We start from the raw sequence: 16249 nt of genomic DNA, 5'->3' as shown, positions 1-16249 counted from the left end.
GACCTTTCGATCCCGTCCGAAGAGAAGCCTGGAGCCATGGCCTTCAATCTGCGTCACCGCAACTTCCTCAAGGAATTGGACTTCACCCCCAAGGAGTTCAACCACCTGCTCGACCTCGCCGCGGACCTGAAGGCCGCCAAGTACGCGGGCATCGAGCGAAAGCGCCTCGTCGGCAAGAACATCGCGCTGATCTTCGAGAAGACCTCCACCCGCACCCGGTGCGCGTTCGAGGTCGCCGCGTACGACCAGGGCGCAGGCGTGACCTACCTCGACCCGGGCGGCTCGCAGATCGGGCACAAGGAATCGATGAAGGACACCGCGCGTGTGCTCGGGCGGATGTACGACGGCATCGAGTACCGCGGCAGCAAGCAGGAGTACGTCGAGGAACTCGGCAAGTACGCGGGCGTGCCCGTGTGGAACGGCCTGACCGACGAGTGGCACCCCACCCAGATGCTCGCGGACATGCTCACCATGCGCGAACACTCCGACAAGCCGCTGCACCACGTCTCGTTCGCCTACCTCGGCGACGCCCGCAACAACATGGGCAACTCGTTGCTGATCACCGCCGCGCTGCTGGGCATGGACGTACGCATGGTCGCGCCGAAGGAGTTGTGGAACGCCCCGGAGATCGTCGACAAGGCCAAGGAGATCGCGGTCGCGACCGGCGCCCGGATCACCCACACCGTCGACGTCGCGGAAGGCGTCAAGGGCGTGGACTTCCTCTACACCGACGTGTGGGTGTCCATGGGCGAGCCCAAGGAGGTGTGGGACACCCGGATCGCGCAACTCAAGTCATATCAGGTCAACATGGACGTGGTGAAGGCGACCGGCAACCCCAAGGTCAAGTTCATGCACTGTCTCCCGGCGTTCCACGACCGCAACACCAAGGTCGGCCAGGACATCTTCGAGAAGACCGGCATGGAGGCGCTGGAGGTCACCGACGAGGTCTTCGAGTCGGACTTCTCGATCGTCTTCGACGAGGCCGAGAACCGACTGCACACGATCAAGGCCGTCATGGTCGCCACGCTCGGCGACTAGCGCACGATACGAGGATCGGCGCGGCCCGGGCACCGGACCACCGGTACCCGGGCCGTTCGTGGTTGCAAAACGCCCTATTCATCCTGATCTATCGCGACGTTGTGATCGGCCGGTAGCCGTTCGCGATCGCCGCCCGGACCGAAGGGATCCACCATGCGCGTCGTTGTCGCCCTCGGCGGAAACGCGATGCTTCAGCGCGGGGACAAGCCCGACGCCGACATCCAGCTGCACAACATCCAAAAAGCGGTCAAGTCGCTGGCCCCGCTGGCTCGCGAACACGAACTCGTGGTCACCCACGGCAACGGCCCCCAGGTGGGGGTGCTCGCTCTCCAGTCCGCCGCCGACCAGTCGCTCAGCCAGCCCTACCCCTTCGACGTGCTGGGCGCGATGACGCAGGGCATGATCGGCTACTGGCTGCTCCAATCGCTGCAAAACGCACTGCCGGGCCGGCAGGTGTGCTCGCTGATCAACCAGACCCTCGTCTCCACCGCCGATCCCGCCTTCCAGGACCCGACCAAGTTCGTCGGCCCGGTCTACGAGGAGGACGAGGCCAAGCGGCTGGCCAGGGAGCGCGGTTGGATCGTCAAGCCGGACGGCAAGTGGTGGCGCCGAGTGGTGCCCTCACCCAAACCCGCCCGCGTGGTGGAGACCCGCCTGATTCGGCAACTGCTCGCCTCCGGCGCCGTCGCGGTGTGTGCGGGTGGCGGCGGCGTACCGGTGGTGCGCAATGAACTCGGCCAACTCACCGGCGTCGAGGCCGTGGTGGACAAGGACCTAACCGCGGCCCTGCTGGCCGAAGCCCTGGACGCGGACGTGTTGTTGCTGCTCACGGACGTCCCCCGAGTGGTCCGCGGATTCGGACAGCCCGACGCGCAGGAGATCACCAACGCCACCCCCATGCAACTGCGCGCCGGTGACTTCCCGGCCGGCTCGATGGGCCCCAAGGTCGACGCGATCTGCCGCTTTGTCGAGATGACCGGCGACATGGCTGCGATCGGCGCACTCGACCAGGCCGCCGAGATCCTCCGGGGCAACGCCGGGACGATCGTCACCCCGAGCGGCAAGTACCCGGAGACCAGCCTGTTGTAGGGCGCGACCGGGCGATGGAAGGGGCCGGTGCTGCGGCCGGCGGGTGTGCGTCGTCGGCCGCGGGCACCGGTCGACCCGGGTCGCGGGTGGCCTCGATCGCGGCGCACGCGCGTGCGGGCGCGGGTTCCGACGACGATCTTTTCGAGCGCGGATCGGCAAAGGGTCTGGTCCGATCGGCCCGTGTGCTGTGACCATGTCGAGCATGGCCGTCTCCGTGATGCCTGCCGCCGACACACTCGCTCGAACGCTGCTCGCCGCCCGAGGCGCCGAGTGGGGGGACTGGTCCGTCGAAGCCCTCCAGGAGACCGCCGGGCGGCTCGGCTGGGAGACGCGCCCGGACGAGGACGGGCACGTGGCCATCGAGACCGGCATACCCGGGCTGCTGTGCCGGGGGGAATCCGGCGAGCGTGCCGAGGGCGCGCCGTGCGTACGCTTCACCGCCCCGCTGCCGGTGCGGGTGGATCCGCCGCCGCCGATGCCCGGGTTCCAGGGGCCGTCCGTGCCCGGCCAGTACGCCTACGGTGCCGGAGCCTGGGGCGCTGTGCCCTATGTCCGCGATCGCGGGCGGGAGTTGGACGCCGCGCACACCAGACTCGGCGCGGCACTGACCGCGACCTTGGGCCCGGCACCGTGGCGGGGTGGGCCCGCCGCGTGGCTGCGCTGGCGGTCGCGACGGATCACCCTGCGACTCTCCCGGGACGACGAGAACGAGGCGCTCGTCATGGAGTTGTTCCCCACGCGCGCCGGCGAGGCGTTCGAACGGCACGGCTTCGAACGGGCCGGTTCGCTGGCCGAACTGCCCTACATCTGGTGCGTGAGCCGGCCCGACATGAGCCTGGCCGAACTGTTCCTGCCGTTCGGGCCGGACCCACGCGACTGGGCGGACTTCCGCGATGCGCTGCCGCGCGTACTGTCCTCGTTGGTCGTGGACATGCCGCTGGTCGGGTGGGTGGAACCGGTCCTGCTGGTGCTGGGCGACGTCGCCGAACCCGCGCACACGGTCGAGATCCGAGTCGGGCAGGACCGCCTCGAACTGGGCAACGTACCCGGCAACGGTCGCCAGGTATGGCTGCGACCCGGTGCCGAACACGCCGTCGCGGCGGCCGATTCGATCCTGGAGGCGTTCGCGTTCTGGGGGATCGACGGCGTGCGTCGGCTGCGCACCCGAGCGTGGACGTCGGGCGGCTACGTCGACCTGCCCGGCATCGGAGTGCGCCCCGAGGGGACGCATCCCGACGACGCGTGACCAGGACGGCGCCGGCCACTGTCGGCGCCCGCGCCTGCATCAGCGCCCGCTCCTGCGCCCATGTACACGTGCGCTCGCGACCGGACGCGCCCGCGACGGCACTCGTCTCGTGGCCCCGTGCAGGGGCTCGTCGTCAGTCCTTGGTGCCCGCCCGCCACTGCAGGCCCCAGCCGTACGCCTGGTCGACCTTCTGCTGGTTGCCCTTGATGTAGCGCACCTCGCGCTGGATGGTCAGGTCCCCGCCCTGGTTCTGGACGAGGGCGATCGCGCACGAGCGGGCCGCGCCGCCGGTCTCGTCGAGTCGGATCTCCAACTCCGGGCCGGTCGCCGGCGTCAGCGTCACCACCGCCTGCGCGTCGTCGAACGTCACGCCCTTGTAGATGAACGCGAAGATCAGCAGCCGCTTGAAGCTGCTCTTGTGGTCGAGGTTGATGAACAGGTTCTCGCCGGCGGTGTTCGCGCCGGTGCGGTCGTCGCCATCCAGGAACACGTACGGCGGCTTGTCCGGTGAGCCGAACATGTTGCCGAGCGCCTGGACGATGCCCTTGGAGCCGTCGTTCAGCTCCCACAAGCAGCACAGGTCGAGGTCGGTCGGCCCCATCAACCTCTTGAGCATGCCCCGCCCGGGAGCTGCCTGCACCCAATTGAGGTTCACCCGCATCCGGCTGCCGGTGATGCCCTCCTTGCTGAGCGACACCATCGGCGACGCCTTGGTCAGCGTCACTTTGCTCAACCGCACGGGCGGCCTGCTCGGTGTGCTCGCCGGCGGCGGGGTGGCCGGCGGCCGCGCGGGCTCGGGCTTGCGGACGTTCAGCCGGGGCGCCGGCGGCGGCGTCGTCGACACCGGCGGGGGCGGCGCGGGGGCCTGCACCCGAGGAGGCGCCGGTGCCGGCGGGGGCGGGGCCGTCACCGTGATGCCGAAGTCGGTGGCGAGCCCCTCCAGCCCGGTCGAGTAGCCCTGTCCGATCGCCCGGAACTTCCAGGCCCCACCACGGCGGTACAACTCGCCCGCGAGCATCGCGGTCTCCACGGTCGCGTCCGCGATGTCGAACCGGACCAGGTCCACCTCGGCCCCGGGATCGCTCACCAACAGGTGCAGATCACGGATGCCCGCGAAGGTGCCGCTGTGCGCCGAAGCCGCGAGCACCACCCGATCCACGCCCGCCGGAATCGACCCCAGATCGATCTCCAGCGCGTCCCGCGACCACGTCCCCTCGTCCTTGCCGACGTGGCGAACCGCGCCGGAGGGATGGGTCGGCTGGTTGTAGAACACGAAGTCGGCGTCGCCCGAGACGCGACCCGACGCACCCAACAACAGCGCCGACGCGTCCAGGCCGGGCGTACTCGGCCCCGGCCGCCAGACGAAGACCGCGCGCACCTTCGCGGCGGCCACCGGCGTGTTCTGTCCCTTGCCCAACTGCTGCACCATGCGCACGATCGTCACACGAGTGGGTTGATCGGTTCATCCTTTGCGGCGAAAAAATCGGGTGCCCACCCGTACGGGTCAGCGAAACCGGGGTGAAACGTCCCCGCTCGTCCGCTACTCTTGCTCGCCTTGCCCGGGGTGTTGCGGGCCGGGGCCGGCGTTCGACACGCATCAGGCTCGGCGCAACGAAACCAAGAGTGAGCATCCCCACACCTCAGCCCGAGGTCACTTCGGTATGCCCGGAGTCGCGTGTCCCGTCGGCCTCGCCGACGCCGCACGCTGCCCGGGGAAAGGGATTTCACCATGACGTTCGCCTTCGCGCGCCCACTGCGGGTCGACCACCCGCCGGACCGACGGGCCCGGTTGTACCGCTTCGGCGCACTCGTCGGCGCGGGCTTTCGCCGCTGGTCCACCTACCGGCAGGCCGCCCTCGCCGGTCTGTTCACCAACACCGTCTTCGGTGTGATGATCTACTCGCTGATGCGAGCCCTCACCGAGGACGGACGCCGGCCCGGCGGCTACGACGCCGCCCAGCTCGCCACCTACGTCTGGGTCGGTCAGGGCATCCTCAGCGTCGTACACGCCTGGACCTGGAACGAACTCGCCGACCGCGTCCGCAGCGGCGACGTGACCGCCGACCTGCTGCGCCCGATCGACCCGTTCGAGGCATTCCTGGCCGCCGACCTCGGCCGGGCCGCCTACGCGGTGCTCGCCCGAATGCTGGTACCCGTCCTCGCCGGCGCGCTGATGTTCACCATGTACATCCCGCAACGCCCCTACACGATTCCGCTGTTCGTGCTCTCGCTGATCCTGGGCACGGTACTCAGCTTCACCTTGCGCTATCTCGTCAACCTCGGCGCGTTCTGGCTCCTCGACGCGCGCGGCCTCGGCGCGGTGTGGCTGCTCGCCTCCGGCGTGTTCGCCGGCACCTTCTTTCCGCTGCGCTTCCTGCCCGACTGGGCCCAGGTGGTGCTGTGGTTCGGCACCCCGTTCCCCGGCCTGTTCCAGATCCCGCTCGACGTCGTGGTCGAACGCCCCGGACCCGCACAGCAGATCGGCAGCGTGGTACTCCAACTCGTCTGGGTCGCAATTTTGGTGCCACTCGTCCTGCGCGTGCAGCGGGCCGCGACCGACAAGCTGGTGATCCAGGGTGGCTGAGCGGAGTGTGAGCCGGGCGTACGGGCGCCTGGTGCAGGCCCAGATCCGCAGCCAGACCCAGTACCGCACATCGTTTGGTGTCGACGTCGCGTCATGCGCGCTGAGCACGCTCGTCGAGGCCGCGGTCGTCCTGGTGGTGTTCCGGGTCTCGCCGACGGTGGGCGGGTTCGGGCTGCGCGAGGTGCTCGTGATGTCCGCGCTCGCGGTGTTCGCCTTCGACCTCGCGGACCTGCTCGTCGGCAACATCGAACGACTGTCGCTGTACGTGCGCAAGGGCATGCTCGACGCCATCCTGGTACGCCCGTTGCGCGTACTGCCGCAACTGCTCGCCACCGACTTCGCGCTACGCCGGATCGGCCGGGTCGCGCAGTCGTCCGTGCTGCTCGCGGTCGTCCTCGTGTACGCGGCTCCGCATTGGACGCCGGCGCGCGTACTGATGCTCGTATTGACCCCGATCGCGGGCTGCGCGCTGTTCGCCGCGGTGTTCGTGACCGGTGCCTGTGTCGCGTTCTGGTTCGTCGAATCCGGCGAGATCGCCAACGCGTTCACCTACGGCGGCAAGGAGTTCGCACGCTACCCGGCGACGATCTACCCCGGGCTGCTGCGCCGGGTGTTCGGCTACGGGGTCGGCCTCGCGCTGGTCGGGTATCACCCCGCGCTGTTCCTGACGGGGCACGCGGATCCACTCGGCGGGCCGGACTGGCTCGCCTGGCTTTCCCCGGCCGTCGCGGCGTTCGCGTGGCTGATCGCGCTGCTGATGTGGCGGACGGGGATTCGGCACTACAGGAGTACGGGATCGTGACCGCCACCGGGACCATGACCGCGATCAAGACCGAGACGATGATCGAAGTGCGGGACCTGCGCAAGGAGTTCACGGTCCGGCGCAAGGTCGGCCGCATCCGGCGGGAATCCAGGACGGTGGCCGCCGTGGACGGCGTCGCGTTGAGCATCGCGCGAGGCGAGACGGTCGGCTACATCGGACCCAACGGGGCAGGCAAATCGACCACACTGAAGATGATGACCGGCATCCTGACGCCGACCTCGGGACACGTGCGGGTCTGTGGCCTGGAGCCGGTGCCCCGCCGGCGCCGGCTCGCAGGCCGGATCGGGGTGGTCTTCGGTCAGCGTTCGCAACTGTGGTGGGACCTGCCCTTGCGCGAATCGTTCCGCTTGCTGGGCTTCGTCTACGCGGTGCCGCGTGCCGAGCACGAGGCCCGGCTCCGGCAGTGTCGGGCGATGCTCGAACTGGACGAGTTCATGGACACACCGGTGCGCCAACTCTCGCTCGGACAACGCATGCGCGGCGAAATCACGGCCGCACTCCTGCACGGTCCGGACGTGTTGTTTTTGGACGAGCCGACGATCGGGCTCGACGTGGTCAGCAAACAGTCGCTGCGCGCCTTCCTGGCCGAGATCGGCACACGCGGGGACGTCACGACCGTGCTCACGACGCACGACCTCGCCGACATCGAGCACCTGTGCCGGCGGCTGATCGTGATCGACTGCGGGCAGGTCGTGCACGACGGGACGCTGGAGGCCCTGCACGCACGCTACGGGTCGCGCCGGCGCGTGGTCGTCGACCTGGACGAGGCGCGTGCGCTGGACGTGCGGATGCCCGGGGTCGCGATCGAGGCGATCGAGGCGGACGGCAGGCGGGTCACCTTCGCCCTGGACGGCGTGCCGGCGGGGGAACTGATCGCCACGATCGCGCGCGACGGGGGATTGCGGGACGTGTCCGTGCGGGAGCCCACGATCGAGGAGGTGGTCGCGCGGCTGTATCGGGGGTGACGGGGCGACTTCGTGGATGATCTCGTGGCCTGGGTGCGTGGCGGGCTTGAGGACGAACCGTTGGCGGCGGTTGCCGGCCGTTGCTCGTTGGCCCGGCTGTGGGTCGCGGCTCGCGGCTTGCGGTCGTGATGCCTTCGGGGCTCCCGCCCGCGTCGCATCCTGGACGACCCGTCGGGCGGGCATTGTGCCCGGCTCCCGGTTTTCGAGGGATAGCCCCCGGCGGTCGGATGGTGACTCGGGAGATCCTTCCGAGGGGGACGGGACATGACGCGCGGTCGGGACGATGTCGTCGGTGCCGCGTTGTCGCGGTGGGCGGCCGGTTGCTTTCCGTTTGCCGGTCGACCCGGGACACCGCTGGTACTTCGCTCGCGAAGGCGCCGTCGCGGCCTTGGCCGGGGCCGCGGTGACGCTGCGGGCGGCGGACCCCGACGCGGCGGTGGCCGGGTGGGTGGGCGACGCCGACTCGGACCGGATACGGGTACTCGCCGCCGCGTCTGCCCGTCCTCCCGCCCTGGTCGTGGCGGGGGCGGTCGACACCGCCACGACCAGGGCCGTGGTCGCCGGCGGACTCGAATCGTGGCACCACGGCGGGATCCGAGCACGCCGATCTGATTGGATTCGTTGGGGCGATGTCGTCCCGGCCGGTCGTGGTGGTGCCAGAGCGAATCCGGGCGGATCCCGGTTGGGGAGGCCTCGGTGCTGTTGGAGGACGAGCGTCGCGAGCTATGCGAGTTCGGACGCCGGATCGTCGAGTGCGGCCTGGTGGTCGGTGCCTCGGGCAACTTGAGCGTGCGCCGGGACTCGTTGGTCGCGATTACGCCCTCCGGCGCCCCGTTGGAGCGCATCACACCGGCGGAGTGCGCGGTCGTGGACCTGACGGGCGCGGTGGTGGAGGGTACGCGGGCGCCGTCCTCCGAGACCCCGATGCACCTCGCGCTGTACGAGAGCGATCCGCGCGCCGGGGCCGTGGTGCACACGCATGCCGTGTTCGGCGCGGTGGTGGCAACGACCCTGCCGGTATTGCCGGCGATCCACTACAACGTGCTGCTGCTCGGCGGCCACGATGTGCGGGTCGCCCCGTACGCGACCTACGGAACCCCGGAGTTGGCGGACTCGGTGCGGGCGGCGCTCGCGGGTGGTCGAAGCGGGGCGCTGCTGGCCAACCACGGAGGCGTGACCCTGGGGCGGGATCTGATCGAGGCATACGACCGCACCAGAATCCTGGAGTGGTTGTGCGAGGTCTACGTGCGCTCGCTCGCGGTGGGTACGCCGAACGTGCTGACCACCGCCGAGTTGGCGGCGGTCGAACGACGGATGACCGGGACGCGATGACCCGGGACGGGTACGGGCCGCGGCGTGCCGCGGCCCGGCCGTCGGTCAGCGCTTGACGTCGATCACGATGCGGCTCGGATTGGTCAGCACCGACGTGACCACGTGCTGCACGTTGCTCTTGTAGCCGATGCCGACCTTGAGCTTGCCCTCGAAGTCGCAGGTGACCGCGTACCCGGTGAGCGAGGGCATGTTGGTCACCACGGTGCGCGGGCCGGTGTAGGTGGCGTTGCCGTTGTCGTCGTGAGCCGCGCTCGTGATGTCCAACTCGACGTACTCGGCGCTGTTCGGGAAACTGACCGGCTTCCCGCTCGCGCACTGTTCCAGGCTGCTGGTGCCGGTGACGCCGTAGGCGGGCACGCCGGCGGAGAAGTCCAGGACCACACGGTCGTAGGTCGCGTGTTGCCCGGTGCGGATGTTGGTGAGGTATGTGGTGCCGGCGGCGGCCTGGGCGGTGCCCGACAGCACCGTGGTGGCGGCGATGCCGACGACGGCGGCGACGCCGAGCGCGGAGCGGACGAGATGGCGACGAGGGACGGATACAACAGCCATGACAGCCTCCGAATGAGCCGATATCTACATTGACGAAACGTTTCGCACTCTGGTTCCGAGATAGGCGAGACGATCTTGAATGCACTCTTTCGAGGTAAATCCGCGTCCGTTCGCAGGCACTTCGCCCTTTCCTGAGCGACCCTGGACTCACGTCGGAACCGGGGCAACGGATTCGACGAACGGGAAAGTTCTCATGAATCGCATGCGACGTCGCTTTGTCTGCGCGCTGGCCTTGACCACGAGCCTGTTGACCACCGTGGGGGCACCGAGCGCCTCCGCCTCCGCTGCCGCGGCAACCTTGTGCTCGCCCGGACAGGTGTGCTTTTGGACCGAGCCGGGCTTCGCGGGTGCGCCGGCGGCGACCTTCGAACTGACCGGCGCAAACGTCGAGCAGTGCGTGTCACTGCCCAACGGGGTCGACGCACTGTCCTTCGCGAACCGCATGGATCGCTACGTGACGATGTATCAGAGCAGGGAGTGCGCCACCGAAGGGGATTTCAGCACGTATCCGGGCGAGGGCGTCTTCGTGCCCGAGGTCCCCTTTACGGTTCGGGCCTTCCAAATCTGGGAGAAGCCGTGACGGCGGCCATGGCGGGTGGTCGTCAACCCTGGGCTCCCGAATAGCCCGAGAAATCGAAGGACGCGACGATCCGATCGACCGTCGCGTCCAGACTCGGCGGCATCGCGAAGGTCTCGATGGAGAGCTTCGTGACCGGCAGCCACCACACCCGAGGGTGATACGTCGAGCCGTTGTCGCAACCGGCCGACCAGCGCCGGTAATCGGCGGTCTTGGGTCCGACCGGGCGGAACCCGCGTTCGACGATCGTCGATGACGTGGTCATCGCGGTGCCGCGGGGTATTGCCCCGCGGCACCAGGCGTCGCCCTGCCAGACCCGGCTGGATCCGGATTCGAGGTCCAGCGCCCGTCCCCACTCGTCGCCGGGCGGATCGGGCAGGCGGATCTCCACGCCGTCCACCGCGCAGCCGTCGTTGGGGCGACCCAGAAGCGTGGTGGGCGGCAGCACACACATCACGTGGGGGCCGTCCGTACCCTGCTCGACCGTCCAGCCCGTCGGCACGACGAACGTGATGCCCAGGCGGCTGTGTCGGGTCTCACCGGCCAGCACTGGGAGGTGTCGCCGGCGGGCGTGGCCCGGGGGTCGTGAGCGAGGCCGAGGCAGTGGACGTGGCGCCTTGGGGAGTAGCGCCGTTCGCGGCGGCGGTGGTGCCGCCCTGGCTGGTTTTGGAGGTCGGCGGATCCGTCCTGCGCGCGGCCCGGGCGTCCTCGTGGATCAGGTTCGGGACCGCCACCGCCGTGCCGACGGCCGGCAGACAAGCCACCACGGCTGCGGCGATCGGCCCGGCACGACCGCGACTGCGGGGCTCGGGCGGCGGCAGCGCGGCGCGAGAGGAGATGTGCGTCGCCGGATGGGTCGAGGGTCGGGGCGGCACAGGAGGCGTCGCGTGGAACGTCTGCACGGGTTGCGGGCGGGTGAATGACGGCGGCGCAAGGTCGGCGGGCGGCCTCGGCGAGGGTGGGACCGAGGGCGGGCGCGCCGGCCCGGGCGTGAGCTCGGGTGGGCCGCCGATGGGGGCCTGATGCGGCGGGAGCATCGTGGTGACGGCCTCCGGGAGCCAGGCATCGGGCGCCGCGTGCGCGTCGACGCCGAGTTCCTGGAGGTAGGTCAACACCTGTCCCGCAGGCGGGCGGTCCGCAGGTTCCTTGGCCAGACAGGACTGGATCAGACCGCGCAACTCGTGAGGGACGCCGTCCAGGTCCGGCTCGCCGTGGACCACGCGATACACCACCGCCTCCACCCGGCCGCCGCCGAATGGCGGGCGCCCGGTGGAGGCGTAGGCCAGCACGCCGCCGAGTGCGAACACGTCCCCGGGTGGCCCCACTTCCGCGTCGAGGGCCTGCTCGGGGGCGAGGTAGCCGGGAGAACCGACCGTGCTGCCCGTGCTGCCTGTGCGGGTCAGCGCGGTCTGCTCACCGATGCGTGAGATGCCGAAGTCGATCACGCGCGGGCCGTCCTGGGCCGGCAGCACGTTGGAGGGCTTCAGATCGCGGTGCACGACCCCGGCGGCATGCAGCGCGGCCAGAGCCTCGGCGAGGCCACCGGCCGGCACACGCACGGCCTCGACGGGCAGCGGCCCCTGCTCGGCGACCGCGCGTGCAGCGACGGCCCGGGTATGTAGGCAGTGGACAGCCACGGCTCGTCGGCGTCCGCGTCGGCGTCCAGGACCGGCGCGGTGAAGAACCCCTGCACCCGCCTGGCGACATCGATCTCGCGCCGGAACCTGGCCCGGAAGTCGGGATCCTGGGCGAGTTCGGCATGGATCACCTTGACCGCGACCGGCCGCCCGCCGGGCGAACGGCCGAGGTAGACGCGACCCATGCCGCCGGCGCCGAGCCGGGAATGGATCGAGTACGGCCCGATCCGAGGCGGGTCAACGGCCTGAAGCTCGCGCATCGATCCCCCCTGAGTCGATGAGTGTCCACGCCCCCTGGGGGACCGGAACGTCAGCGCGGCATGCGCGTGACGAGGTCGAGCAGATCCTGCAGGCGCAGATTCGCGTGCGGGTCCAGGGCCCGCAAAACGGCCGCGGCGTGGGTCAGATGGTCCCGTGCGCGGTCGAGCGCCGGTGCCTGCGCCGGCTCGCCTTCGTCCTCGGGCGTGTACTTGCCATCGGATTCGTATTCGCGCGCCGGTCCGGGCTCGGCCTGCTCCCACGCGACCTGGAACAAAGCCGCCACCGTGTCGGGGTCGATGTGGCGGTCGTCGCACAACGATGCCCCCACGCGCCGGAAGGACGCCAGGAACGCGGCTGCCATCGGCTCGTGGTCCGCCGACAGGGCCGCAATCCGCTCCGCCGCATCACCCGGTGTGGGGCAGGTCGGGGTAGGCGGCCCCGCCACCCAATACAACTGCTTGTGCGGCATCCCGGATTCGATCACCAATCGGCCGGCGATCGCGGCCATGCGATCGGCGTATCCCCGGATCCGGAAACGCGCGCCGTTGTCGTCCTGGCGCCACAGTTCCCACTCGTTCATGCGACACAGTGTCCCTCGTTCGAGTGATCGCAGGGCGGGGCAATGCGACACTCCGCTCCAATACATCGCATGACGACGATGGCATTGACCGCCGCCGAACACAGTCGAACTTTCGAGCGACCGGCGCCGCACCCCGAGTTGGAGGTCGCGGTGGACGCGGCTCTGGAACGGCTGATGCTCGCCGGGTCCGTGCAGTCGGGGCTCGTCCCGCCGCGCCGCACCGCGATCGAGGCTCGTGCGACCACCGAGCCCGAGGCGTGGGTGCGCTGGTGGCGCCGGTTCGAACCGGCCAGGGAAGGGCGCGACCTGTCGGCCATACGCGGCATGATCCTGGGCCTGATGGCCGGTTATGGCCTCTCCCGGTTGATCGAGGGCATCCCCGAACGCAGTCTCACCCGGCGTGTGTGTGACGTCGTGGTCGTCCTGAACCGGTTGAACGGCCAGGGCGAAATCGACCTGGTCCTCGACCTGGCGGGGCTCGCGTTGCGCCGACTGGAGACCGACGAAGCGCTCGCCGGCAACCCCAATCACTGGGCCTGGGACGCGGCGGAAGATCTACGCGATCTGTCAGCCGGCCTCGGACAACTTGCGTCCGGTGCCCGCTGATCCGGCAGTGACGTGCTTCGGCCCCCGACGCAACGGGATCTCCCGCAGCATCAACGCGAGCACGAAGCCGAGGATCGCGATCGGGACGCCCGCCAGGAACACCGCGTCCAGCGCGTCCGTGAATTCGAGCAACGTCGCCTCTCGCTGCCCCGCCGGCAAAGCGTCGATCGCCTGCCGGGTGACCCCCATGCCGGTCTCGCCGGCACCGCTGCTCCCGGTCCCGTCGGCCAGCCCGTGTGCGAACACCGCACCGAGCACGGCCGCGCCCAGAGCCGAACCGATCGAGCGCGCGAACGAGTTCAGGCCGGTGGCCACGCCGATGTCCGACTGCTCGACAGAATTCTGCACCGCGAGTGTGGTCACCGGTCCGATCGTGCCGAGACCGAATCCCAGCACCATCAGTCCGATCAGCAGATGCCAGTACGGGCTGTTCGTGCCCAGCAGCGACAACACCACGAGCCCGGCCGCGGCGAGCAGGGTGCCGATCAACGGGAAGCGCTTGTACTTGCCGATCCGCGAGATCAACCGGCCCGACAACGTCGAGCACACCATCATCGAGAGCATCATGGGGGCGAGCAGCAGCCCCGACTCGGTCGGCCCATGACCGCGCACGATCTGCTGGTAGATCGGCAGGAACGTACTCATCCCCAGGGTCAGGCAACCGGTGACCATCGTCAGCGGGCACGCGACCCGCACGATCGTGTTGCGCGAGAGCAGCCGCAAGGGAATCAACGGGTCGACCGCACGCCGCTCGACCAAGACGAAGCCGGCGAGCATGGCGACCGCCGTCACCGCCAGCACCAGGCTCGGCGCGGAGACCCAGGAGAACTGTGTCCCGCCCCAACTCGTGAACAGGATCAGGGCACTGGTCCCGCAGGTGAGCAGAACGAGACCGGAGCCGTCGAACGGACGCTTGGTGTAGGCCTTGCGCGGCAGCTTGAGCACCACGGACGTGACCATCAGCGCCACCGCGCCCAAGGGGATGTTCACGTAGAACACCCATCGCCACGACAGCGCCTCCGTGAAGAAGCCGCCGATCAGCGGCCCGCACACAGTCGAGAACGCGACCGTGGAAGCGATGAACCCCTGGTAGCGACCACGCTCGGCGGGCGGCACCAGGTCACCGATGATGGCCTGCGCGTTGCTCATGAGCCCACCGGCGCCGAGCCCCTGGATCGCCCGGAAGGCGATCAGCGCGCCCATCGACTGCGCGGTGCCGCACAACATCGAGCCTGCGAGGAACACCACAATGGCGAACTGGAACAGCCGCTTGCGGCCGTGGACATCGCCGAGCTTTCCGTACAGCGGGATCGAGACGGCCGTGGCGAGGGTGTACGCGGTGGTCACCCACGCCAGGTGTTCGAGCCCGCCGAGGTCGGCAACGATCGTCGGCATCGCCGTTGACACGATGGTCGCGTCGAGCGATGCCAGCATGACGCCGAGCATCAACCCGCAGAAGACCAACAAGATCTGGCGGTGCGTCAGAGTATGCGGGGCGGCGGAACCCGCCCCCGAATCCTTCACATCGCTAAAAGCTAGGCTTGGTAATGAACCATGTCAATGATCACCACCGGCCCGGCCTGCGATGCCCCTCGGCGCGGCCCGCCTACGCGGCGCCGCTGCGCAACTGCGCCACCACACCGTCCACGCCCTCGCTGCGCAGCCGCTCGACCACGCGCACGCCGTCCAGACGGGTCTTCATGTCCTGCGGGGTCAGGCCCCGCTCCAGGCACAGGGCCGCCAGCTTGTACTCGGTGGGCAGGATGCCGGCGGTCAGCCATGCCAGCACCTGAGCGGCCGTCATGTCCATCTGGGTCCAACTAGTCGCCATCGCGTGTCGTTGCTCGGGCGTGGTCCGGGGGTCGATCTGCTTGATCACGCGGCCGATGTCGAGAACGCGCGTAGCGTCTCGATTGGGTGCCGCGGTGGGCGCCGGCGCTGGAATGACCGCACGCGGAGCCGACTGCGCCTGACGGCGCTGCTGCTGCGGGGGCTGGTGTTGTCGATTGGACCGGGTCGGCGTCTCCGAGCTGCGCCGACGAGGCCGCCGACCGTCGAGAAGGTTGGCCAACATGGCCTGTTCGACGGCATCGAGATCTTCCACCACAGGTAGTCACCCTTCTGGAATCCGCACCGTGCACAATCCGGTCATTCGCAGAGGAATGCCGCTGTTCGGCGCTCACAATCACACGCCGGGAGGGACGTGGACTGCGATGGTCTTGCCCATGTCGACCTTCACTCACACACGCGACCGATCATCGAATCGTAGCGATATGACGAATCGTCAACCGTGCGCCCGCAAGCGCGCCGGTCAGTACGCTGAGGCGCGGTGCCGAAAGGGGTGACATGGGAACGGGATACGAGCGATCCTGCTGGTTCACCCTGCCCGCCCAACCGGCCTCGGTCGCCCAGGCCCGACGAGCTCTCGCGGACCATCTGACCTACTGGGGGCTGCCCTATGGGCACGACCTGGGTTACGCCCTGAAGCTGGTCGCCTCCGAGCTGATCACCAACTCCGTCGAACACGCCGCCGTACTGTCACCGGAGGTCTCGGTGACCTGTACGGTGCACGACGGCTGGCTGTGGTTGGGAGTACGCGACCGCCACCCCTACCGTCCGGTCGCCCTGTTGGAAACGGTCGACGACACCTCCGGTCGAGGCCTGCTCATCGTGCGCAACATCGTCACCGAATTCGGCGGCCAGATCCACATCGAGGCACACCCGGACGGCAAGACCCTGTGGGTGATCCTGCCGTGGCCGGTCGCCTGAGTCCGCGCGCCCGTTTCATCGTCCCCGCCCTCCCAGTACTCCTCGCCTCGCAACCCGTCGCCGTCCTCGGTCCAGGGTCGGTGGTGTTCACGGCGCGCCCGTTGGTCCTTCAACGACCCCATCTCATTGCCGAAACGCCCGACAGGGTCCGAGTGTTCGGAGCGCCGGCGCCGGTCGACAACAAGGCCACCTC

At 69.3% G+C, this 16249-nt stretch carries 16 protein-coding genes and 1 pseudogene; 10 read left to right on the top strand and 7 right to left on the bottom strand.

The features are described 5' to 3' along the window. The first annotated feature begins 36 nt into the window (after nucleotides 1-36). From argF to A3IC_RS0131750, 3 genes are all read left to right on the top strand, one after another. Nucleotides 37-1038: an ornithine carbamoyltransferase gene (argF, locus tag A3IC_RS0131765; protein WP_020554119.1), complete on the top strand. Its 1002-nt coding sequence runs from the start codon at nucleotides 37-39 to the stop codon at nucleotides 1036-1038. 153 nt (nucleotides 1039-1191) lie between these two features. Next, nucleotides 1192-2127 carry a carbamate kinase gene (gene arcC / locus A3IC_RS0131760; protein WP_020554118.1) on the top strand — a complete coding sequence of 312 codons (936 nt, stop codon included), beginning with the start codon at nucleotides 1192-1194 and terminating at the stop codon, nucleotides 2125-2127. A 202-nt stretch (nucleotides 2128-2329) separates the two neighbouring features. Continuing rightward, on the top strand, nucleotides 2330-3373 hold the full coding sequence (locus tag A3IC_RS0131750; RefSeq protein WP_158696170.1) for a hypothetical protein: 1044 nt from the start codon (nucleotides 2330-2332) through the stop codon (nucleotides 3371-3373). Between the two features lie 133 nt (nucleotides 3374-3506). Here A3IC_RS0131750 and A3IC_RS0131745 read toward each other — a convergent pair whose 3' ends face one another. Continuing rightward, nucleotides 3507-4802, bottom strand: coding sequence for a TerD family protein (locus tag A3IC_RS0131745; protein WP_079026802.1), 1296 nt, complete (start codon nucleotides 4800-4802; stop codon nucleotides 3507-3509). 300 nt (nucleotides 4803-5102) lie between these two features. On the opposite strand from A3IC_RS0131745, the gene A3IC_RS0131740 reads away from it, so the two are divergent. The 4 genes from A3IC_RS0131740 (at nucleotide 5103) to A3IC_RS0131725 (ending at nucleotide 9077) form a co-directional block, all read left to right on the top strand. Continuing rightward, nucleotides 5103-5957 carry an ABC transporter permease gene (locus A3IC_RS0131740; RefSeq protein ID WP_020554114.1) on the top strand — a complete coding sequence of 285 codons (855 nt, stop codon included), beginning with the start codon at nucleotides 5103-5105 and terminating at the stop codon, nucleotides 5955-5957. Further along, nucleotides 5950-6759, top strand: a complete 810-nt coding sequence (locus tag A3IC_RS0131735; RefSeq protein ID WP_211232319.1) for an ABC transporter permease — start codon at nucleotides 5950-5952, stop codon at nucleotides 6757-6759. Before A3IC_RS0131740 ends, A3IC_RS0131735 begins: the two co-directional genes overlap by 8 nt. After that, on the top strand, nucleotides 6756-7745 hold the full coding sequence (locus A3IC_RS0131730) for an ABC transporter ATP-binding protein (protein WP_020554112.1): 990 nt from the start codon (nucleotides 6756-6758) through the stop codon (nucleotides 7743-7745). The genes A3IC_RS0131735 and A3IC_RS0131730 overlap by 4 nt, the downstream gene beginning before the upstream one ends. A gap of 696 nt (nucleotides 7746-8441) precedes the next feature. Next, on the top strand, nucleotides 8442-9077 hold the full coding sequence (locus tag A3IC_RS0131725) for a class II aldolase/adducin family protein (protein ID WP_020554111.1): 636 nt from the start codon (nucleotides 8442-8444) through the stop codon (nucleotides 9075-9077). Between the two features lie 45 nt (nucleotides 9078-9122). Here A3IC_RS0131725 and A3IC_RS57615 read toward each other — a convergent pair whose 3' ends face one another. Then, entirely contained in the window at nucleotides 9123-9626 is a 504-nt protein-coding gene (locus tag A3IC_RS57615) for an AMIN-like domain-containing (lipo)protein (RefSeq protein ID WP_020554110.1), read from the bottom strand. Nucleotides 9627-9828: 202 nt separating this feature from the next. Here A3IC_RS57615 and A3IC_RS0131715 point away from each other — a divergent pair, with 202 nt between their 5' ends. Next, the gene (locus tag A3IC_RS0131715) at nucleotides 9829-10206 is read left to right on the top strand and encodes a peptidase inhibitor family I36 protein (RefSeq protein ID WP_020554109.1); all 378 of its coding nucleotides are present in this window, start codon (nucleotides 9829-9831) and stop codon (nucleotides 10204-10206) included. A gap of 22 nt (nucleotides 10207-10228) precedes the next feature. Here the strand turns inward: A3IC_RS0131715 and A3IC_RS62890 are convergent, their stop codons facing one another. The 3 genes and pseudogenes from A3IC_RS62890 to A3IC_RS57600 all read right to left on the bottom strand — a co-directional run bounded on the left by A3IC_RS62890 (nucleotide 10229) and on the right by A3IC_RS57600 (nucleotide 12609). Beyond that, nucleotides 10229-10753: a hypothetical protein gene (locus A3IC_RS62890; protein ID WP_020554108.1), complete on the bottom strand. Its 525-nt coding sequence runs from the start codon at nucleotides 10751-10753 to the stop codon at nucleotides 10229-10231. Beyond that, nucleotides 10740-11969 (bottom strand): annotated as a pseudogene (locus A3IC_RS62885) (serine/threonine-protein kinase); the annotation flags it as partial. The gene A3IC_RS62890 and the pseudogene A3IC_RS62885, both read right to left, overlap by 14 nt. Before the next feature lie 181 nt (nucleotides 11970-12150). Continuing rightward, entirely contained in the window at nucleotides 12151-12609 is a 459-nt protein-coding gene (locus tag A3IC_RS57600) for a hypothetical protein (RefSeq protein ID WP_169400950.1), read from the bottom strand. Between the two features lie 141 nt (nucleotides 12610-12750). Between A3IC_RS57600 and A3IC_RS0131695 the strand changes: the two genes are divergently transcribed. Beyond that, entirely contained in the window at nucleotides 12751-13287 is a 537-nt protein-coding gene (locus tag A3IC_RS0131695) for a hypothetical protein (RefSeq protein WP_158696169.1), read from the top strand. Here A3IC_RS0131695 and A3IC_RS57595 read toward each other — a convergent pair. Both A3IC_RS57595 and A3IC_RS0131685 read right to left on the bottom strand, forming a co-directional pair. Continuing rightward, nucleotides 13249-14811 carry an MDR family MFS transporter gene (locus A3IC_RS57595; protein ID WP_020554104.1) on the bottom strand — a complete coding sequence of 521 codons (1563 nt, stop codon included), beginning with the start codon at nucleotides 14809-14811 and terminating at the stop codon, nucleotides 13249-13251. The two genes, A3IC_RS0131695 and A3IC_RS57595, sit on opposite strands and share 39 nt — an antisense overlap. 82 nt (nucleotides 14812-14893) lie before the next feature. After that, complete coding sequence (locus A3IC_RS0131685) at nucleotides 14894-15166, bottom strand: hypothetical protein (RefSeq protein ID WP_020554103.1); 273 nt, start codon at nucleotides 15164-15166, stop codon at nucleotides 14894-14896. A gap of 467 nt (nucleotides 15167-15633) precedes the next feature. On the opposite strand from A3IC_RS0131685, the gene A3IC_RS57590 reads away from it, so the two are divergent. Beyond that, entirely contained in the window at nucleotides 15634-16056 is a 423-nt protein-coding gene (locus A3IC_RS57590; RefSeq protein ID WP_020554102.1) for an ATP-binding protein, read from the top strand. The last annotated feature ends 193 nt before the right edge of the window (nucleotides 16057-16249 follow it).

It is taken from the genome of Embleya scabrispora DSM 41855 (assembly GCF_000372745.1).
Taxonomy (GTDB): domain Bacteria; phylum Actinomycetota; class Actinomycetes; order Streptomycetales; family Streptomycetaceae; genus Embleya; species Embleya scabrispora.
Note: the sequence above shows the minus strand (reverse complement) of the source record. Positions and strands in the feature narration are given on the sequence as shown.